Here is a 19885-nt window from a genome sequence, read left to right on the forward strand (position 1 = left end):
GCTTCACCCACCGCGTGCGTGAGCGCCTGGCTGCCCGTCGCCCCCTGCACCCCGCGGAGCTGCGCCCGGCACACCGGAACGGTCCGGGCGCCGCTGCCCGCCCTCCTGCGGCTGCTGGCCGGCTGCGTGTGGACCCTGCTGGGCGTGGCCTGCGCCCTGCCGGTCCGCCTGCTCCGGGCGGGCCCGCGCACGTGGCTGGTGCGGCGCTGGGCGCGCGGCGTACCGCGTGCCTTCGGCGTACGGGTGAGGGTCCGGGTGCATCCGTACGCCCCGGTCACCGGCGGCGAGCTCGTCGTCGCCAACCACATCTCCTGGCTCGACGTCCCGCTCGTCGCCGCCGCGCTGCCCGGCCGGATGCTGGCCAAGAGCGAGGTCGGGCGGTGGCCGCTGCTCGGACGGCTCGCCGGGCTCGGCGGCACGCTCTTCATCGACCGGGACCGGCTGCTCGCCCTGCCGGGTGCGGTGAGCACCGTCGCCGAGGCCCTGCGCTCGGGCTCCCGTGTCGTGGCGTTCCCCGAGGGCAGCACCTGGTGCGGGCGGGGGAGCGGCGGGGCGTTCCGGCCGGCCGTGTTCCAGGCGGCGATCGACGCGGAGGCCTCCGTGCGCCCCGTCCGCATCACCTACCGTCCCGCGGGCGCGGTCGCGTTCGTCGGGGACGACCCGCTGGCCGCGTCCCTGTGGCGGGTGGTGCGGGCGGCGGGGCTCACCGCCGAGGTCGACGTCCTCGCCCCGATCCCGGCGGGCGGCCACATGTCCTCCTCCGCGAGCGGTGAGCCCGGCCGCCGTGGTCTGGCCCGCGCGGCAGGAGCCGCCGTCGCCGGCACCGGCCGGACGACGACGGCTCCCCGGGCGCCGGCGGCCCGTGGGCCGGCGGACACCCCTCGGCCCACGGCGGCTCAGACCGCCGTGGCCAGTGACAGGGCGAACCTCCCCCGCGCGTCCGTCCACCACTGAGCGAGCCGGAGCCCGGCGGCGGCCAGCTCCTCGCGCACATCCTCCTGGCGGAACTTCGCCGACACCTCCGTACGCAGCTCCTCACCGGCCTCGAACGGCACCACCAGGTCCAGCTCCCGGATCTTCACGCTCAGCGCCCGGCGGGCGCGCAGCCGCATCTCGATCCACCGCTGCTCCGGGTTCCACACCGCGACGTGCTCGAAGTCCTCGAGCGGGAAGTCCGCGCCCAGCTCCCGGTTGACGACGTTCAGCACGTTCTTGTTGAAGGCGGCCGTCACGCCCGACGAGTCGTCGTACGCCGCGACCAGTGTCTCCTCGTCCTTCACCAGGTCCGTGCCGAGCAGCAGCGCGTCGCCCGGGGTGAGGAGCGAGCGCACCGAGTGCAGGAACCCGGCCCGCTCCTCGGGGAGCAGATTGCCGATCGTGCCGCCCAGGAAGGCCACCAGCCGGGGCCCCGGCGTGCCGGGCAGCGCGAGACCGCCGGTGAAGTCAGCGATCAGGGCGTGCACGGAGAGCCCGGGATGCTCGGCGAGCAGCGCCTCAGCGGCCCCCGTCAGCGCGCTCTCGCTGACGTCCACCGGTACGTAACTCTCCAGCCCGGTCAGGGCGTTCAGCAGGTGACGGGTCTTCTCCGAGGAGCCCGAGCCCAGTTCGATCACGGTCCGGGCCCCCGAGGCGGCGGCGATCTCTGCCGAGTGCTCCTCCAGGATCTCCCGCTCCGCGCGGGTCGGGTAGTACTCGGGCAGCCGGGTGATCTCCTCGAACAGCTCGCTGCCGCGCGCGTCGTAGAACCACTTGGGCGGCAGCGTCTTGGGGTGCCGGGTCAGACCGCTCAGGACGTCGGCGCGCAGCGCCGCCCCCGTCGCGTCCTCCGGCAGGGTGCGGGTCAGCAGGAATGGGCTCACGCGGCGGGCTCCTTGAGCGGTGTGGGGGTGACGTCTGCGGAGGTCGCGGCCAGCAGGGTGCGGTCGGGGACCTCGCGCCAGCGCGGATCGTCGTCGTACGGCTCCGAGGCCACCGCGGTCGAGCGGCCCGGATCATGGAGGTGCCAGAGGGAGTCGCCCCAGGCGGTGGCCACGATGGCGGCGCCGTCCGTGACCAGCAGATTGAGGCGGGAACCGGGGGCCGCCTCGGCGACCTCCCGGACGGTCTCCGCGACCGCCGTCGCCAGCTCGTCCCCCGCGGCGACGCGGTGGAGGATCAGCGCCCATACCAGCGCGGAGTCGTTACGGGCGGCCAGCGACAGCAGCTCCCGCGCGGGCAGGGCGGCGGCCGGGCCCGCGAGGGAGGCCGGCCAGCCCGGGACCGCGCCGTTGTGGCTGAACAGCAGCCGCCCGGCGGCGTACGGAGCGGCCGCGGCCTCCCCGTCCGCACCCGGCTCGGTGGCGTCCCGTACGGCGGCGAGCAGGGCCGTGGTCCGCACCACCCGGGCCAGATCGGTGAAGGTCTGGTCGTGCCAGATCGGGCCCTGGCGCCGGTAGCGGCCGGGGACCGGGTCGCCGTCCGCGTACCAGCCGACGCCGAAGCCGTCCGCGTTGACCGTGCCGTACCGCTGCCGGCGCGGCGCCCAGGACTGGCGCAGCAGGGCGTGTGGCGGGTCGGAGAGGACGGCGCCGAGGGCCACCGCATCGCCCACGTAGGCGATGTGACGGCACATCAGGCGTCCCTCGCGGTGCGGAACCCGGAGAAGATCTGCCGCCGCACCGGCAGGTCCCAGTTGCGGAACGTGCCCCGGCAGGCCACCTGGTCCACGGCGAACGAGCCGCCGCGCAGCACCTTGTGGCCCGGACCGAAGAACACCTCCGAGTACTCCCGGTAGGGGAAGGCCACGAACCCCGGGTAGGGCAGGAAGTCGCTCGACGTCCACTCCCACACATCGCCGATCAGCTGGCCCGCGCCGGACGGCGCCCGGCCCGCCGGATACGCGCCGGCCCGCGCCGGACGCAGATGGCGCTGGCCGAGGTTGGCCCGCTCGGGTGTCGGGTCCGCGTCGCCCCACGGGTAGCGCAGCGAACGCCCGGTGGCGGGATCGTGCCGGGCGGCCTTCTCCCACTCGCTCTCGGTGGGCAGCCGCCTGCCCGCCCAGCGCGCGTACGCGTCCGCCTCGTACCAGCTGACGTGCAGCACCGGCTCGTCGTCCGGCACCGGCTCGGTCACCCCGAACCGGCGGCGCAGCCACTGCCCGGCGTCCCGGTGCCAGAACAGCGGTGCGGACAGGTCGTGTTCGCGGACCATGGCCCAGCCCTCGGGGGCCCACCAGCGGGGGTCGGTGTACCCGCCGTCCTCGATGAACCGCCGGTAGGCGCCGCAGGTGACGGGGGCGGTGTCCAGGTGGAACGCGGCCACCTCCCGCCGGTGCGCGGGACGTTCGTTGTCCAGGGCCCACGGCTCGGCGGAGGTGCCCATGGTGAACGGGCCCGCCGCAACGAGGACTTCGTCGGGCAGCGCGTCGGCGTCGGTGGGTGCGGGCGGCGCGGGTGCGGTCAGTGCGACCGGGCCCGTGCGCAGCTGATGGGTGATCAGCATCGTCTCGTCGTGCTGCTGTTCGTGCTGGGCGATCATCCCGAAGGCGAACCCGGCCCGCTCCAGCGGACGCCCCCCTTCGTGCAGCGGAGCGCCCTCCAGAATGTCCAGCGCCCTGCCCCGCACGTCGGAGGCGTACGTCCGCGCCTCGGCCGGCGCCAGCAGCGGCAGCGAGGGCCGGGCGGAGCGGGGGTGCTCGAAGGCGTCGTACAGCCCGTCCATCTCGGGGCGCAGCGCCTGCCGGCCGCCCACGGCGCGGAGCAGCCACTGCTCCTCCTGGTTGCCGATGTGGGCCAGGTCCCAGACGAGCGGAGACATCAACGGGGAGTGCTGGGCGGTGAGTTCGCCGTCGTCCACACAGTCGGTCAGGGTGGCGGTGCGGGCGCGGGCGGTGAGCAGCGCGTCGAGCGCGCGCCGCCGGAGCGCCTCGGGGCCGTGGTCGCCGGGGCCCGGCGGGAAGCCGTCCGCGGCGGGGACGGAGGGGACACGGTCGTCGCTCATGCTGAGGTCACCCTTCCGGTGTGCGGCTCGGAGGCCGGCCCGGCCGCGGGGCCGTCCGCGGCGCCCGCCGGCAGGATCGCGTCATGCCGAGCGCCCGGTTCGAGCAGATCGTCGGCCGGACATCGGCCCTGGGCCACATAGCGGTCGTTGAAGGCCGCCACGGTGTCCCGTACCGCCTTACCGGCCCCCATCCGGTCCAGCGCCGTCAGCGCGGTGTCGAAGCACACGGTGGCCGCCGCCCGCAGCTCCGGATCGGCCAGGCCCTCGCGGGCGGCCGTCGTCCAGAGCGGGTTGCGCGGCGCGGCGGCGGATCCCGCCGACTCGGCAAGGGGCTTCACGGTGCGGTACACGGTCTCGGCGGCCTCCGGGTCGTCGAACAGGGCGGTGGCGACGGCGAGCGGCACCAGCCACCCGTCCGCGCCGCTCTGCGCGTCGATCATGCGCAGTTCGAGGTGCCCGCGCGGCCGGACCGGCGGGAAGAGGGTGGTGATGTGGTAGTCGAGATCGGCCCGGACCGGCGGCCGGGGCGCGCCGGTGCGGATCCACTCCCGGAAGGTGAGGCCCTCCGGCACGTCCCAGGGGCCCTCCGCGCAGCGGACGCACATCACGGTCGTGTCCAGTACGTGCGCGGCCCAGGCCTCACGCGGGGGCAGTCCGCCGCCCGGCGCCAGCGCCCGTACCGGGTCGAGATCGGTCCACAGGGCCTGCCGGGTCGACTTCCAGCCGGTCCGACGGCCCTGCTGGAACGGAGAGTTGGCGAAGGCGGCGACCAGGACGGCACCGAGCAGATGGGTGAGCTGCCAGCGCCGGCCGTAGCCCAGCGGCCCCGGCTCCTCCTCGCCCGCGTCCAGACAGACCTGGACGGAGGCGGAGGTGCACATCATCGCCCGTCCGGCCGGGCCCGTCCGGTCGAGCGCCGCCTCCATCGCGTCGTAACGCGGCTCGCGCAGCCTGCGGTGCGGTGTCTGCCACGGGTCCACGCCGAGGCCGACCGGTGCGAGCCCGGCCCGGCCGAGCGAACCGCGCACGGCGGCCAGATCCGCCGCGGTCGTCTCGACGCACTCCATCAGGGAGCCGGCCGGCTGGGAGCTGAGCTCCAGCTGCCCGCCCGGCTCGAATGTCAGCGCCGCGCTCAGGGGCAGCTCACGCAGGGCCGCTACCGCGCTGTCCAGCCGTTCCTGGGCCACCGGCACGGCGGGACGTTCCTGGTCATGGATGAGCCATTCGAGTTCGACCCCCACGGTGCGAGGGGGGCCCGTCTTGAAACAGATGCCGCGCAGTAAATCCTGTGCCGCACCCTCGTCGAGGGTGGCGCAGTCCGGGCGCGGTCCGGGGCCGCCAGGTGGGTCCGAGGACATGAGGCGCCTCCTTCTCAGTTGCGTACCTACCACCCAAACCCGTACCCCGGGATCGCACAAGAGTGCACCCGAGCCACCACGAATCGGTGGCCGCGCACCCTTCCCACGACCAGCATGCGCCGTGCGCGGCACACCGGCGAGCGGCGGTCAGCTCCAGCCGTACCGCTCCCGCAGCCGCCCGGTGACGGAATCGAACCGGTCCCGGTCCAGCGCGCACGCCTCGCGCCGCATCCCGTCCTCGTGGACCCGCAGCACCCGGTCCAGATCGGCCCAGGACTGCCGGCCGGAGCTGTCCCAGGGACCGGCCCCCAGCGCCACCCACTCGTGGTCCATGTCGTGCTGCTTGCTGGAGAGCTGGACGGCGAGCAGCGTGCCCGCGGCCTCGCGGGCGACGACGAGGACCGGCCGGTCCTTGCCGCGCCCGTCGTTCTCCTCGAACGGCACCCAGGTCCAGACGATCTCGCCCGGATCGGGGGCGCCGTCGCGGTCGGGCGCGTACGAGGTGCGGACCGGGCCCACCTCGCGCGGATCGGCCTGGACGGTGGCGGTCGGACCGCTGCTGCCGGGGGGCAGGGGCGGGCTGTCGGTGCGCTGTGCGCTGTGGTGGAACGTCATCGCAACACCGTAGAACCTGCGCGGCCCGGCCCCGGGAGCGGGTCCGCCGAACGAGGTCCGCGGCGGTGCGGTGCGCAGCGGTGCCCCCGGGGCGAGAACCGGCCCGGGGGATCTGGAAGACTGCCGCACGCCATGAGCCAGTTACCCAAGCCATCCGAAGTCTCCGTACCGACCAGCGCCGATGTCGCGCGCCTCGCCGGAGTGTCCCGGGCCACCGTGTCGTACGTCCTGAACAACAACGACACCGTCCGGATCAGCGAACCCACCCGGCACCGTGTCAGGGAGGCTGCCACGCAACTCGGTTACGTACCGCACGCGGCCGCCCGAAGCCTGCGTGCCGGACACAGCCGCCTGGTCCTGCTGCCCTCCGGCCATATACCGGCGGGCCCGCTCCACCAGCGCTTCTTCCAGGAGCTCCAGGCGGGGTTGCGCCGCCTGGACTACACCGTCGTCCAGTACGGCAGCGCCGGCCTCGACGACGACGAGGCGGTCAGGGCCTGGGCCGAACTGCGGCCCGTCGCCGTCGTCGTCCCGCCGGGCGTCACCCTCACCCCGCACGGCACGGACGTCCTCACCCGCTCCGGCGCGAAGGCGGTGATCACCCTGGGCCCGGAGCCGGTGGAGGGCGCCCACGGGCTGGTCATGGACCAACGCCGGGTCGGCGCCGGCGCGGTCGGACATCTGCTGGCGCGCGGCCGCCGCCGCATCGGCGTGGTGATGCCCCGGGAACCAGGCCTGACCCCGTTCTCCGAACCCCGCCTCGCCGGCGCCCGGCAGGCGGCGGAGCCGGCCGGAGCGTACGTCCGTCCCCTCCCGCTGTGCTACGAGGAGGAGTCGGCGGCACAGCTGGCGTACCGCTGGCCGGAGCTGGGGCTGGACGCCGTGTTCGCGTACAACGACGAGTACGCCATGCTGCTGATGCGGGCCCTCCAGGACGCGGGCGTCGAGATACCCGGCGACACGGCCGTCGTCGGAGCGGACGACCTGCTGCTCGGCAGGCTGCTGCGGCCCCGCCTCAGCACGGTCCGGATGGAGCTCGCGATGCCGGACCCGCTGGCCGAGACGATCGACCGCCTGGTCCACCACCCGGGCGCGGCCCCCGTCCACCACGACCTGCTGCGCACCAGCGCCGTGCACCGCGAGTCCAGCTGACCGCCCCCGGCGCGACGACATGCGCGCGGTGCGCCGGATGTCTAGCGTCGGGGCCATGAGCCATCCGCAGAACTACGAACTGCTCCTGATCCCCGACCACAGCAGGACGCGGACCGGAGCCCCCGGACGGCCGATCCGCTCGGCGGTCGTGGCCGCCACCGGCGAGACGGGGGCCTCGGGCTACCCCCGGTACACGGGCGAGGGCATGGAGGCGGACATCGACCCGGAGACCCGCACGGTGGAGGCGGTGCTGATCGACGGGGAGGAACTGGACCCGGGCATGTCGGTCCAGGTCGCCGGGGGGAATCGCCGCACCTCCTGACCGGGGCCGGGGCGGGTACGACGAGCCGGGGCGGTACGACGGGCCGGGCTGGGGCGGTACGACGGGCCGGGCCGGGGCGGTACGACGGGCCGGGCCGGGGTGCCGTCGGGCGTTGGCGGGGGCGCCGTCGGGCCGGGCGCGGAGGACCGGACGCGGGCCCGACCGGTCGCGGGCACGGCTGAAGGGCCCCGACCGCACGACACCGCTTCCACGGTGTCGGATCAGGGCCCCTCGGCTCGCGCGCCGTGTGCCGGAACGGCCGCTGCGGGCTACTGGGGCTCCGGCTGTCCCTGCCCGGCCTCCGCCGCCCGCTTCTGCTCCTCGACGGACTTGCGGACCTCGTCCATGTCGAGCTTCCGGGCCTGGCCGATGACGTCCTCCAGGGCCGCCTCGGGCAGGGCGCCGGGCTGCGAGAAGACCGCGACGTTGTCGCGGACGATCATCAGCGTCGGGATGGACCGGATCTCGAAGGCGGCCGCCAGCTCCTGCTGCGCCTCCGTGTCGACCTTCGCGAAGACCAGGTCGGGGTGGCGCTCGGACGCCGAGTCGTAGACCGGCGCGAACTGTCGGCAGGGGCCGCACCAGGAAGCCCAGAAGTCGATCAGCACGAAGCCGTTGTCGCTGACGACCTGATCGAAGTTTTCCTTGGTGAGCTCTACGGTGCTCATACGTCAGATACCTCTTCCTGTGCCCGTTCGGACCTGTCCGGCACAACGGTGACCGCGCTTGCGCTATTCCGCCTTCCCATGTGGCCGGTGCGCACACTCCCGACGACACTGTTTCCATGACTGATGCAGTGACTGAAGCGGTGAGCGGCCACCAGTACGACGTCGTGGTCATCGGTGCGGGCCCGGTGGGGGAGAACGTGGCCGACCGGGCCCGCGCGGCGGGGCTGAGCACGGCGGTGGTGGAGTCCGAGCTGATCGGCGGCGAGTGCTCGTACTGGGCCTGCATGCCGAGCAAGGCCCTGCTGCGCCCCGTGGCCGCCCGCGCCGACGCCCGCCGCGTCCCGGGCCTGAGCGCCGCCGTGCAGGGCCCTCTCGACGTGCCGGCCGTCCTGGCCCGGCGGGACGAGATGGCGAGCCACTGGAAGGACGACGGGCAGGTGGACTGGCTGGAGGGCATCGGAGCCGACATCCACCGCGGTACGGGACGCCTCACCGGCCCCCGCGAGGTCACCGTCACCGCCCCCGACTCCACCGAGCACCGGCTCACCGCCCGGCACGCCGTCGCCGTGTGCACCGGGACCAGGGCTGTCGTCCCCGACCTCCCCGGCATCGCCGAGGCCCGCCCCTGGACCAGCCGCGAGGCCACCAGCGTCAAGGAGGTGCCCGGCCGGCTCGTGGTCGTCGGCGGGGGAGTGGTCGGCGTGGAGATGGCGACGGCCTGGCAGGCGCTGGGCGCCGAGGTGACGATGCTGGTCCGCGGCAAGGGCCTGCTCCCGAAGATGGAGCCCTTCGCGGGCGAGCTGGTGGCCGAGGCGCTGGCCGGGGCGGGCGCCACCATCCGTACCGGGGTCTCCGCCACCGCCGTGCACCGGCCCGCACCCGAGGGCCCCGTCACCGTGGAGCTGGATGACGGCGGCCGGATCGAGGCCGACGAGATCCTCTTCGCCACGGGCCGGGCCCCGCGCACGGACGACCTGGGCCTGGAGACGGTAGGCCTGGAGCCCGGCTCCTGGCTCACGGTGGACGACAGCTGCCGCGTCGAGGGCACCGACTGGCTGTACGCGGTCGGGGACGTCAACCACCGCGCCCTCCTCACCCACCAGGGCAAGTACCAGGCCCGCGTCGCGGGCGACGTGATCGCCGCCCGCGCCCGGAAGAACCCGCCCCTCGAAACCGGCCCCTGGGGCGCCCACGCGGCCACCGCCGACCACGCGGCCGTCCCCCAGGTCGTCTTCACCGACCCCGAGGCCGCGTCCGTGGGCCTGACCCTGGCCGAGGCCGAGGACGCGGGCCACCGGGTCCGCGCCGTCGACTACGACCTCGCCTCGGTCGCCGGCGCCGCCCTGTACGCCGACGGCTACCAGGGCCGGGCCCGGATGATCGTCGACCTGGACCGCGAGATCCTGCTCGGCGTGACGTTCGTCGGCGCCGGAATCGGCGAACTCCTGCACTCAGCGACGGTCGCGGTCGTGGGCGAGGTCCCCATCGACCGGCTGTGGCACGCGGTTCCGGCGTACCCGACGATCAGCGAGGTGTGGCTGCGGCTGCTGGAGACATACAGGGGTTAGGCACCGCCGCTGAGGCCGCCTTCACCTTGTCTGCGTCACGTGAAGGCGGCGCCGGTCTCTGCCATGCGCTCGACCGCGTAGGCCGGGTCGATCAGGGCCTCGGGGGTGTGGATGCCCGGAGCGACGGCTTCGCCGCGCAGCCCGAGCAATCGCTCGACGCCCAGGGCGATGCCGGTCGCGGTCAAGGGGCGCTGCCCTGCCGGGTGGACCAGGTGGCGGCTCGTACTGATCGGTGCACCCCCTCGGCCTGCTCCTTCGAGGTCGATCCGGACCTCGAGGGAAGCGGGTTCGCCGCGGCGGCGGCCCGCGGACTCTCCGACGGCGAAGTCGAAGCGGATGTCAGGCGCGTCCGTCGCGAGGGCGAGGCTCGGTACGTCGAGGACGGCGATGCTCCGGCCGGGCAGATGGGTGCCGTCGGTACTGCGTATGTCGGCCTGTGCGTCGGGGCCGGTGACCCAGGTGAAGACGCCGTCCCGGCGTACGAGTCCCGCCGTGGTGGCAGTGGACCACCGCCGCAGATCCGCTGCTCCCGCGGGTCCGCCGGTGTCCAGTTCGTCCAGTGAGGCGCCGATCCGGATGGTGTCGACCCGGTCGAACCGCCGGGCCGAGTGCAGTGCCGCGAGGACGACGGTACCGGCGCAGTAGTGGCTCGCCACCAGGATCGGCGCGGCGTTCGCCCGCTGGGCACCCGCGACGACCTCCGGCGCGATGTCCACCAGGCCGCTGGAGATGCTGAGGTACGGCAGCCCCCGGTGCTGCGCGTAGCGCAGCCCGTGCAGGTGGTCGTCCCAGAGGGCGGCGACCACCATCGAGTAGCCGCGGTCGGCCGGGAGGCCGAGATCGCTGCGCCGCAGATCGATGGTCACGGCCGTCGCGGCGCCGAGTTCGTCGGCCACCCGCTGTGCGCGATCGATGTCACGGCCCGCGATCGTCAGCGGCAGTGCCGGATGCCATCGGCGCAGGAGGGTGGTGGCCCCCGTGCCCGCCTGGCCCGTACCGCCCAGGATCAGTACCGATTCAGCCTGTCCCACTGTGGGTTCCCCTCATGATCCATGAAGCTACATTTTGTAGCCTACGTTTTGTAGCTTAATGTGGGAGGGAGCGCAAGGGAGGGCCATGGCCACGACACCGACCCGCCTGTCCAAGCAGGCCAGGCGGGAGCAGCTGCTCGACACCGCCGTGGCGATCGTGCGCACGCGGGGCGCCGACGGCCTGACGCTGGTCACCCTCGCGGAGGAAGCCGGGGTGAGCAGACCGATCGCATACGATCACTTCGCCACGCGCCCCGGCCTGCTGCTCGCGCTCCACCGACGACTCGACGAACGCCACCGGGCCGCGATCACTCAGGCGTTGCGGGACGCCGCACCCGGCGTCGACGAGGTCGCCCGCGTCATCAGCACCGCCTACTTCGCCTGCGCCACCGACATGCCGGAGCTGAGCGCCGTCTCCGCCGCGCTGAAAGGGAACCCGGAGATGGAGGCGGTCCAGTACGAGTTGACCGACAGCTATGCGGAGCTGATGGCCACCGCGCTGCTGCCGTACTCCGGCCTCGCGCCCCAGGCCCTCCGGCTGCGGTGTGTCGGCATGCTGGGCGCGGCCGAGGCTATCGCCGCCGAGCTGAACCGGGAGCGGGCAACCGACGGCGAAGCGGTCACCACGTTGACCGCCCTGATCGTGGGCGGCCTCGACACCGGGACCGGCCGATACCGCCTCTGAACCCGACACCGGGGCCGGCCGTCACCGCGGCTGAACTCGTGGTGTCACCGGGTTGCCGCGGGCCGAGTCGGACGGAGTTCAGCCCGGCGTCCAGGCCGAGGGCGACGGTGAACGGGGCGGTCTCCCGGTTCCGAGAGTGTCGAGAGCCTGCCGCAGCACATGCGCGGAGGGTCTGAGATCGGGGTCGGTCCGCAGGCAGGCTCGGAGGATGCCGATGAACGCGGGCGTGAGCTGCCCCTCCGCCGACTCCAGTGCGTCGGCCAGGCGGCCGGCGTGGTTCTGGCCGACGGCGGCCTCCACCAGGACACACCCGAGGGCATAGATGTCGGCCTCCCGAGTCGGCGCCTGCGAACCGTCGTTCAACTCCGGGGCACGGAAGCGTGGATGCTGACGATGGATGGACCAGTGCCGGCTGACCACACCGTCCACCGACGCGGTCATCCACCCCGTGATCTGTGCGTCCCGCCCTGCGATCAGCACCCTGCCGGACGTCAGGGAGCCATGGACCAGGCCCAGCCTGTGGGCGCGGGCCAGGCCGCGCGCGAGCTGACGGGCGACGGTGAGCAGGCCCGCATGGTGCAGGAGCCCGTGCTGCTGGGTGAAGTCACGCAGATTGGGCGCGGGCTCCGCCGGCTCGTCCAGGGAACACAGGACGGCGTACCACGGTCGCTCGTGGTCGGTTTCCCAGGCCATCAGCTGTGGCGCGCAGGAGCCACCCATGCGCTGGAGCGCGAGGACCTCCGTCGCCACCAGATGGTGGGGGTCGAGTTCCCCGTCCAGTCTGCGAATGACCAGAAGACGTCCCTCCCCGTCGTGCGCGAGGAAGACGCCGCCGTTCGCGACCGGGTTGTACTCGGCGAACACCTCGTACGGCAGGGCCCACCGGCCCTCGAAGCGCTGATCGGAGACCGCCAGCCGACGCCAGTTCGTCGTGTCGAGGGCGAGCGCCGGACCGGGCGGCAGAGGCCGCAGTTCCTCGTGCGACGGCGGCGGAGGTGTCTCCCGCCCGGAGACGTCCGGCGGCGAGACACCCAGTCTGCGCATGAGGGTCTCGTCCACCCAGCCGAACGGCCGTCCTGACCCGGAGGCCACCCGGTCCACGCCATCGGGGTGCGGAAGCCAGGCCGGGAAGTCGGCCGGGGAGCCCCTGAGCTCGGAGAGCTGGGCCGTGACCGCCCTCGTGGTGCGGACCAGTTCGGCGGGCGGCACGGTGCCGAGCAGGATCCGCCGGGTCTCCTCCGCGAAGTCGAAGGTCCGTTGGTGTGGAGGCCGGTCCGTCCCGTCGGTGCCACGCATGAGCCCGCCGAGGAAGACCTCGGCCAGGTGGGAGGTGTCCACGGCCGGTGTCACCGCGTGCTGGACGAGCCGCATCACCGGTACCGGGAGCGGGGCCACGGAGGCCAGGTGCGCCGCCAGGCGATAGGCGTCCGTGGACGCGGAGTCCCGGAAGCGCATGACGGCCTCCTCCGCGCCGACGGCGTGGCCCGGGGGCGCGGCGGGGGACGGCACCGGAGCGGTGGCAGGCGGAGACGGCGGGGTGAGCAGAGGCAGCACCGTGGTGTCCCCGGGTGAGCCGATGAGCTGGGCCCAGGCGCCGACGGCGTCGCCGTCGGTGGCCAGCACCGGGACGGGTACCCCGTCGAAGGGCGCGAGTTCAGGGGGCAGGAGCGGGTCTTCGATGTGCCAGGTCCGGTTCGCCGCGCCTCTGCGCCGTGCCGTCACCCGCCACGACCGCGCGTCGATGCCCGTTCCGGCCCACAGCCGCCGGGGCAGGGCGTGAACCACCGCCGTCGGCCCGGCCGACGCGGCGCGCAGCAGCGCCTCGTGCATGGAGCCGTCCCGCCAGGCTCCGCCGACGCCGTCACTCACGACGAGCAGCAGCGTGTTGCCGGCGGGGTCGAGCACCGTGGACATGGGCAGCGTCGCCGCCGCGGCGCCGTAGGGGCGGCTGCGTAACCGGGGCCCGGCGGCGCCGCGGGTGTCCAGGCCGTGCACCCGTACGTGCCGGAAGGCGCCGCAGCGCTGCAACAGGCCCCGGAGCTCCCCGGCCAGCCCCTGCCACAGGAGCATGGAGACGCCGTCGTCGACGAGGACGGCCAGGTCGAGCCAGCGGGTCGTGGCCGGGCGGAGTACGGCATCGGGGAGCCCGGTCTCCGCCATGGACGTGACGGTCGCGTCGATGTCGAGTTCGGTGCGCAGGAAGTCGGGGCGCATGTGTTTCAGGGGGCGCAGGGCTCGCCCCAGGCGGAGTTCCGCGCTGCCGAGCGCCTTGATGCCAGGGGCTCGTACGGCCATCGCCGCCCGATCGGAGCGGGCGGGAGGCTGTGCGGCGGGTGAGGCGTGCAGGCCGGTCTCCTTCGCCGGCCGGGGGCCGGGGTCCGGCCCGGTGTCCGCCACGGTCGCGTCCCCCGCGTGCGGGCCGGGCCGCGGGGGAGCGGCCGGGGCGGGGTCGTCGGCGTCCGTGCGGGCGGGAGCCGTGGCCGACGGCTCGGCGAGGTCCGCGGCGCGCGCCAGCGCCGTGGCGGCGGCCGGCGGCAGCCGGGCGGCCAGCCACAGGACGTCGAGCAGCTCCTCGGCGTCGAGCGGCCTGTCGTTCCCGGACAGGGCCCCGCGGACCCGCCCGAACCCGGGCTCGCCGGTCACAAGGTTCGGCCGAGGCGGTGCAGTACGGCGTCCAGCAGCCCCTCGGCGTCCAGTCCGACGCCACCGCGACGCAGGAAGACGGCGTTGAGCAGCTGGTCCGTGGCCAGCTCACCGCGGGCCCTGCGCGCGAGGAAGGCGCGCATCAAGTCGTCGTACCCGTCCGTGACGCCCACCTCGCCGTCCAGGTCCAGATGGGCGGAGATGATGGCGCGCAGCCTGTCCTCGTCCGGTTCCGGGAGGTCCAGACGGACGCACCGGCGCAGGAAGGCGGGCGGGAAGTCGCGTTCGCCGTTGCTCGTGATGATGACGACGGGGAACTCCGTACAGCGGATCTGTCCCCGGACGACGTCCGTCCAGACGTCGGAGTCGGCGGTCATGACGCTCACGGACGACTGCTCCTGCGTGAGCCGTGCCAGCTCCGGGATCTCGAACTCGCCCTCCTCGAAGACGTTGAGCAGGTCGTTCGGCAGGTCGACGTCGCCCTTGTCGAGCTCGTCCACGAGGAGGACCCGGGGCGAGGCCGAGGGCACGAGCGCGGTGCCGAGAGGGCCGAGACGTACGTAGGAGCCGATGCCCGGCTCCTCCCGAGGCGAGTCGTCACGGCCGTCCGGGTCCCGCTGCATGTTCGTCTCGCGGAGGCGGCCGATCGCGTCGTAGCGGTAGAGCGCGTCCTGGAGGGTGGTGCGGCTGTTGACCGGCCAGTGCAGGACGCGGCCCAGGGACAGTTCATGGGCCAGGGCGTGCGCGAGGGAGGACTTGCCCGTCCCCGGGTGGCCGGTCACCAGCAGCGGCCTGCGCAGGAGCAGCGCGGCGTTGACGACGTCGGCCTCCTCCGGTCCGATGAGGTAGGGCCGGGTGCGCCGGGAGCGCGCTTCCTTGTCCCCGAAGCGCCGCCACGGCGGTGCCTGGGGGAAGGAGACGTCACGTGCCCGGCCGTCGCCCTTGAACAGCCGCCAGCCGGCGTCCTGCCGGCCGCCGGCCGGGTCGTGGTGCCCTTGAGGTGACTGGGCCGTCATCGTGTCTCTGCTTCCTGGTCGGGGACGTACGGGGAGGGAGCCGGCGCGCCGTCAGCGGTGGCGTGTCACAGCGGGTCCGCGAAGTGCAGGGGGCCGGGCAGCGACAGTTCGGCGTCGTGCCATACGAGGGCCGGTCTGGCTGCCGGAAGGTCCGCCCCTGTGCCGTAGACGGTGGTACGGAAGTTCTGGAGCCGCTCCGGGAGCTTGTCCAGCGGGCCGGTCGGATCGAGCTCCTCGAGCCGGGACGCGTCCTCGTGCGACACCGCCGCCCGGTCCCACAGGACGACGGGGACGCCCATCGCCAGGCACACCGGCAGCAGCCGGCTCCGCTGCTGCGGCGGGCCGTGCAGCACCACCCGGACGGTGTCGCGGTGCGCGCTGTTCAGGAGTTCGTAGAGGTGCTGGATATCGACGGAGGGATCGCCGACCACCAGTGAGTGAGGTGCGTCGGCGGCCCAGCGGCGCCGGACCTCGCCGTGGGTCCTGACGACGAGCTCGGGGCACCGGAGGGCGACCTGGTAGCGGCTGCCCAGCGCCATGCTGAGTCCGCTGACATCGGGCAGGACGTCCCGGAGCGCCGCGAGGTCGGGCAGGGCGTCCGCCAGTTCGCTGCCCGTCTCCCAGCCGTCCACGTCGATCTCGAGCTGGGCGGGGCCGACGACCACGTCGACCTGGGAGGGCGGCGGCTCGCCCGGTACGCGGCTGCCCTCCGCCGTCCGGCGTATCAGCCTGCCGATCTCCTCGGGCAGCAGGAAGTCCTTCGGGGTGGTGACGCCCACACGCGTGCCGTCCCTGTGCCAGAGCCAGATCTCGCAGCGGAAGCGGCCGGCCGGCTCGGTGCCCTCCGCGGTGAGGCGGGTGCCGATGCGGGTGACGGGGGACGGCTGGTGGGCGGCCCACGCCTCGGCGTCGGCCCGCCGCTCCGCCAGCGCCGACGGGCTGATTCCCAGCCGGCCGGCGACACGGTCGCACCAGGCGCGCAGATCCGTGCGGTTGGCGCTGTCCGCCGTGGCCGCGGCGGTGAACTCGGCCAGTCTGAGCAGCGCGGGAACCGGGATGGACTGCGTGGACGCGAGCCCCCCGTCGGGGTAGTCCTCCAGGCCCAGGACGACCGCGTCGACGTCCGCCACGGTCAGCCGGGAGGCGTGCGAGAGTACGGTCGGCAGGCTCATGAACCGAAGGGCCTCACGAGCGGCCCGCGCGATCAGACCGGGATCGGCGTCGACGCTTCTCCGCAGGGCCGCCACGAGCCGGCGGTGTTCGGCGAAGGAGAGCAGCCGGACGTGGTCCTCGATGCGGCCGAGTGCCAGCAGGTCGCTCAGGGCCCGGCGCTGGCGCGGGTCGTGCCGGACGGCCGGCGCCAGTGACTCGGACAGCGTGGCGAGCGCGCGGTCCTCCACGAGCAGGGCCGTGGCCAGCTCGTCGAGAGTGGGCGCCTGTGTTCCGCCCGCCGGCGCGTCACAGCCCAGGGCGTACAGGAGTTCGCGGCAGTGGTCGGTCCGCCTGGCCGGGTCGTCCAGCAGCGTGCGCAGCACGGGCACCATCGCCTGTACGGAGGTCTCGCAGGGGCCCGAGGTGTGGCCGCGCCGCACCACCTGGCACTCCGCGACGACGTCACCGGCTCCGGCCCGGGTCATCTCCTCCCGTACGGTCTGCCACGGCACGGCCCAGCCCCGGCGCACGGTGTCCTGGGCCCGGAGCGCCGGAGCGCCCGTCATCACCTGGGCCACGGCGAGCCCGGCGACGGTGAAGTCGGACCTGACCCACAGGGGGCCACCGCTGTACCCGGGGCCGATGGCCGCACCGGTCAGGGCTCCGTCCAGGTAGCGGCAGCCGGCGTCCTGGGGGCCGGCGACGGTGTCCGCGTAGGTGATCGCGGCTCCGCCACCGTGCCAGGCCCGCAGCTCCATGCCCTCCACCATGTCCCGCCAGACGACGGGCCTGGTCCAGTCGGGGGCCGGTTCGTCCAGCTCCAGCACAGCCAGGTCACCGCCCCACACCGGACTGCCGGACCGTTTCTGGGGCGGCAGCCACAGAGACAGCCGGGCGGTGACACCCGCGGCCGCGTCACCACCGCGGAAGGAGACGGCGAAGGCCAGATCGGTCCCCGGCTGCTCGGTGCTCAGCGGTTCGCGGCCCAGAGCGTCGTTGACGACGTGGGCGCAGGTGAGGATGCGAGCCGAGGAGAGGAGGACCGCGGCACCGGCGGCCTTGGAGTCACTCCCGCGCAGCAGCGCGGTGTGGGAGCCGGGCGCGGAGCGGCGGTTGAACCAGCCCATTCCTATGCCTCGCCGGGGCCCTTGTTCTGCCAGGTGGCACTCACGGTCATCGTCGCCTGGCCGTTCGCCCCCACGATCCCGAGCTTGAGGTCCTGGCCGATCTGGACACCGAACTCGACCGTCAGCTCCTGGGGCGGGTGCGCCGTGGAGGTGACGGCCGCGTGGACCTCCTCGAGGAGGGGGCCGAGAGGGCTGAGCGCGGACTTGAGGACGTCCTGCGCCACCTCGGCGGCGCGCCGGCCCCTGGCCACGGGTGTGGCGGTACCGAAGCCTTCGGGAAGGTCGGCGTCGTCGGTGGCGCCCACGGGGACGGGGAGCGGTGCTGGCTCCCCCACGGCAGCCAGCTCCACGCGTAACGCTGCTCCGCCGAGGTCGAGTTCAAGGTATTCCGGCATGCTCCGCATTGTGCACGATGCGACGAGCCCACCGAGGCGCATGTCACCGATCCGTTCGCCGCGAACCGGGACGACGGTCCACGACGGAGGCCTGCGTGGCCGGCTTCGGCCGGACACCGGCTCCTGACGAACCCCGCGTATCCACGGGATACCCGGGGCGACCCGCCGTCCTCGCCCACGTGCCCGGCGCACCCGCGTGCTGGAGACTGAGGGGGTCGGCAACTCAGGTCCCAGCGGTACGCGCGACAGAGGCAAGGAGCCGGAATGCGCCCGGAACAGGACGACGCGGGTCTCCCGCCTCACCACGGCGTCGACGGCCCGGAGGGCGACACGGAGGGCGACACGGAGGGTGACACGGACGGCGCGGACCATTTCGAGGTCGACGAGGAGGTCCAGCACGCCCTGGACCGGCTCACGCTGCTCATCAACGCGGCGGAGGCCCTGTCCAGCACGCTCGATGTGGACCAGGGGCTCCGCCGGCTCTGCCGCACGCTCATCCCCGGTCTGGCCGACTGGTGCGCGGTCGACCTGCTGGACGAGCAGGGGCGGCTGCACAGGCTCGTCGTCGAGCACCGGGACGCCGACTTGACCTCTCCGGGCCTGGACGAAGGGCTCCTTCCCCCGCCCGAAGGCTCGGCGGCCTCGGCCGCCCGTGCGCTGCTGGGTGTGGGACCCGTACTGCTCACGGACTTTCCCCCGTCGAAGGAGACGGACGACCCCTTGTGCGCCCGGGAGAAGGAGCTCTTCGAACGGCTCGCGGCCGACACGGCGGTGGTCGCCCCCCTGCGAGCCCGGCGCCAGGTGCTCGGCGTGCTGACGCTGGCCCGTACCCACGGCGCGGCCCGGCTGACCGAGGACACCCTCTCCCTCGTCGAGGACCTCGCTCACCGGGTGGCGCTGGCCGTCGACAACGCGCGCCTGCACGCCGAGGCGCAGCACACGGCCGAGCGGCTCCAGCGCTCCCTGCTGCCCGACCTGCCCACGGACGGGCCGCTGGAAGTGGTGGCCCGCTACCGGTCGGCGAGTGCCACGGCCCGGGTCGGTGGCGACTGGTACGACGCCTTCGTGCTGCCGGACGGCGCGATGACACTGATCATCGGCGATATCGCGGGCCATGACCTGCGGGCCGCGGTCATGATGAGCCAGACCCGCAACATGCTGCGCGGCATCGCCTGCGACCGCAAGGAACCGCCCGGCAAGATCCTCGCCCGGCTGGACGCGGCCCACCACATCCTCTACCCGGATCAGACGCTGACCTGCATTTACGCGCTGGTGGAACGGCTGGGCGCGGACGAGCCGTGGCTGTTCCACTACGCGGTCGCGGGCCATCCGGCCCCCCTGCTGGTGACGCACGACGGGGAGACCCGCTTCCTCAGCGGCGGCCGTAGCATCATGCTCGGAGTGGAACCCGAGGGCCACCGCCCCGCCGCGACCGACACTCTTCCGCCCGACTCGACCGTGCTGCTCTACACGGACGGCCTCGTCGAGCGCCGTGAGGAGGACCTGGACCGGGGCCTGGCGCGCCTGCGGCAGCACGCGGCGGCCCTGGCCCGCGAGCCGCTCACGACGTTCTGCGACGAGATCCTGGAAGGTATGGCCGGGGGCGGCGCGGACGACATCGCCCTGATCGCGGTCAGAACGGCGCCCCCGCACGCCGGTCCCGCCGTGGCCACCCCCTGAACCCGGGAGGCCGACACCGCCGGGCCGAAGAGGCCGGGCCTGCCCCGTACATGTCCAGCGGCTTCGGCCGGAACGGGGCTCCGTCTCGCCGTCGTCGTCAGGTGGGCGGCCGGTCGCCCGTCAGCGGGCCACCGGGCGGGTAGCCGCTCGCTCAGCGGGACGCTCCGTAGCCGGTGGCGAGTGCGGTGGCGCGGTCGCGCAGGGCGGTGCGCGGCCACTCCGGGGCCAGGGCCTCCGCGTCCGTGGCGAGCTTCCCCAGGGCCCATTCGGCGTGCCGCGCATCCTGGAAGGTCACCTGGATGGTCAACACCAGCCAGTAGCAGCCCTGTTGGAGCGCTGCCGGGCGACGGCCCGTGGGCGGCCGGAGTAGCGGTCGGAGTGGTGGCCGGTCAGGCGTCACGGGCCGGCCTCTCGATCGCCCCCTGCGCCCCCTGAGCCTCGTGCCCGTGCCCGTGCCCCCGGCCGGATCGACGACCCGGCCGGGGGCACCGGGAG

The 19885-nt window shown here is 74.0% G+C and carries 17 protein-coding genes and 1 pseudogene; 6 read left to right on the forward strand and 12 right to left on the reverse strand.

Going from position 1 to position 19885, the window contains the following annotated elements; translation table 11 throughout:
• Positions 1–18 precede the first annotated feature (18 nt).
• Positions 19–954 (forward strand): lysophospholipid acyltransferase family protein, encoded by a 936-nt coding sequence (locus AB0917_RS16330; RefSeq protein ID WP_366820224.1) that lies wholly within the window; start codon positions 19–21, stop codon positions 952–954.
• Here AB0917_RS16330 and egtD read toward each other — a convergent pair.
• The 5 genes from egtD to AB0917_RS16355 form a co-directional block, all read right to left on the reverse strand.
• Positions 897–1859 carry an L-histidine N(alpha)-methyltransferase gene (gene egtD / locus AB0917_RS16335; RefSeq protein WP_366820201.1) on the reverse strand — a complete coding sequence of 321 codons (963 nt, stop codon included), beginning with the start codon at positions 1857–1859 and terminating at the stop codon, positions 897–899. The two genes, AB0917_RS16330 and egtD, sit on opposite strands and share 58 nt — an antisense overlap.
• On the reverse strand, positions 1856–2611 hold the full coding sequence (gene egtC, locus AB0917_RS16340; RefSeq protein WP_366820202.1) for an ergothioneine biosynthesis protein EgtC: 756 nt from the start codon (positions 2609–2611) through the stop codon (positions 1856–1858). Before egtC ends, egtD begins: the two co-directional genes overlap by 4 nt.
• Positions 2611–3978, reverse strand: coding sequence for an ergothioneine biosynthesis protein EgtB (egtB, locus tag AB0917_RS16345; protein WP_366820203.1), 1368 nt, complete (start codon positions 3976–3978; stop codon positions 2611–2613). Before egtB ends, egtC begins: the two co-directional genes overlap by 1 nt.
• The gene (egtA, locus tag AB0917_RS16350) at positions 3975–5336 is read right to left on the reverse strand and encodes an ergothioneine biosynthesis glutamate--cysteine ligase EgtA (RefSeq protein WP_366820204.1); all 1362 of its coding nucleotides are present in this window, start codon (positions 5334–5336) and stop codon (positions 3975–3977) included. The genes egtB and egtA overlap by 4 nt, the downstream gene beginning before the upstream one ends.
• 147 nt (positions 5337–5483) lie before the next feature.
• Complete coding sequence (locus AB0917_RS16355) at positions 5484–5951, reverse strand: type II toxin-antitoxin system PemK/MazF family toxin (RefSeq protein ID WP_366820205.1); 468 nt, start codon at positions 5949–5951, stop codon at positions 5484–5486.
• Between the two features lie 132 nt (positions 5952–6083).
• Here AB0917_RS16355 and AB0917_RS16360 point away from each other — a divergent pair, with 132 nt between their 5' ends.
• Both AB0917_RS16360 and AB0917_RS16365 read left to right on the forward strand, forming a co-directional pair.
• Positions 6084–7103: a LacI family DNA-binding transcriptional regulator gene (locus AB0917_RS16360; RefSeq protein ID WP_366820206.1), complete on the forward strand. Its 1020-nt coding sequence runs from the start codon at positions 6084–6086 to the stop codon at positions 7101–7103.
• Between the two features lie 55 nt (positions 7104–7158).
• Positions 7159–7425, forward strand: coding sequence for a hypothetical protein (locus AB0917_RS16365; protein ID WP_366820207.1), 267 nt, complete (start codon positions 7159–7161; stop codon positions 7423–7425).
• Positions 7426–7694: 269 nt separating this feature from the next.
• On the opposite strand, the gene trxA is transcribed toward AB0917_RS16365, so the two are convergent.
• The gene (trxA, locus tag AB0917_RS16370) at positions 7695–8093 is read right to left on the reverse strand and encodes a thioredoxin (protein ID WP_015612920.1); all 399 of its coding nucleotides are present in this window, start codon (positions 8091–8093) and stop codon (positions 7695–7697) included.
• A gap of 116 nt (positions 8094–8209) precedes the next feature.
• Here trxA and AB0917_RS16375 point away from each other — a divergent pair, with 116 nt between their 5' ends.
• On the forward strand, positions 8210–9661 hold the full coding sequence (locus tag AB0917_RS16375) for an NAD(P)/FAD-dependent oxidoreductase (protein WP_366820208.1): 1452 nt from the start codon (positions 8210–8212) through the stop codon (positions 9659–9661).
• Between the two features lie 35 nt (positions 9662–9696).
• On the opposite strand, the gene AB0917_RS16380 is transcribed toward AB0917_RS16375, so the two are convergent.
• On the reverse strand, positions 9697–10692 hold the full coding sequence (locus tag AB0917_RS16380) for a saccharopine dehydrogenase (RefSeq protein ID WP_366820209.1): 996 nt from the start codon (positions 10690–10692) through the stop codon (positions 9697–9699).
• A gap of 85 nt (positions 10693–10777) precedes the next feature.
• Here AB0917_RS16380 and AB0917_RS16385 point away from each other — a divergent pair, with 85 nt between their 5' ends.
• Positions 10778–11377 (forward strand): TetR/AcrR family transcriptional regulator, encoded by a 600-nt coding sequence (locus tag AB0917_RS16385; protein WP_366820210.1) that lies wholly within the window; start codon positions 10778–10780, stop codon positions 11375–11377.
• Between the two features lie 78 nt (positions 11378–11455).
• On the opposite strand, the gene AB0917_RS16390 is transcribed toward AB0917_RS16385, so the two are convergent.
• The 4 genes from AB0917_RS16390 to AB0917_RS16405 all read right to left on the reverse strand — a co-directional run bounded on the left by AB0917_RS16390 (position 11456) and on the right by AB0917_RS16405 (position 17710).
• Positions 11456–14020, reverse strand: a complete 2565-nt coding sequence (locus tag AB0917_RS16390; RefSeq protein ID WP_366820211.1) for an SAV_2336 N-terminal domain-related protein — start codon at positions 14018–14020, stop codon at positions 11456–11458.
• Complete coding sequence (locus AB0917_RS16395; protein ID WP_366820212.1) at positions 14017–15036, reverse strand: AAA family ATPase; 1020 nt, start codon at positions 15034–15036, stop codon at positions 14017–14019. The genes AB0917_RS16390 and AB0917_RS16395 overlap by 4 nt, the downstream gene beginning before the upstream one ends.
• Positions 15037–15101: 65 nt before the next feature.
• Positions 15102–17315, reverse strand: a complete 2214-nt coding sequence (locus tag AB0917_RS16400; RefSeq protein WP_366820213.1) for a trypsin-like peptidase domain-containing protein — start codon at positions 17313–17315, stop codon at positions 15102–15104.
• A gap of 2 nt (positions 17316–17317) precedes the next feature.
• Positions 17318–17710, reverse strand: a complete 393-nt coding sequence (locus AB0917_RS16405) for a CU044_2847 family protein (protein WP_366820214.1) — start codon at positions 17708–17710, stop codon at positions 17318–17320.
• A gap of 264 nt (positions 17711–17974) precedes the next feature.
• Here AB0917_RS16405 and AB0917_RS16410 point away from each other — a divergent pair, with 264 nt between their 5' ends.
• Entirely contained in the window at positions 17975–19390 is a 1416-nt protein-coding gene (locus AB0917_RS16410) for a GAF domain-containing SpoIIE family protein phosphatase (RefSeq protein WP_366820215.1), read from the forward strand.
• A 151-nt stretch (positions 19391–19541) separates the two neighbouring features.
• On the opposite strand, the pseudogene AB0917_RS16415 reads toward AB0917_RS16410, so the two are convergent.
• Positions 19542–19697, reverse strand: a pseudogene (locus tag AB0917_RS16415) (DNA-binding transcriptional regulator); the annotation flags it as partial.
• Between the last annotated feature and the right edge of the window lie 188 nt (positions 19698–19885).

The organism is Streptomyces sp. NPDC007346, from assembly GCF_040703535.1.
Lineage (GTDB): Bacteria > Actinomycetota > Actinomycetes > Streptomycetales > Streptomycetaceae > Streptomyces.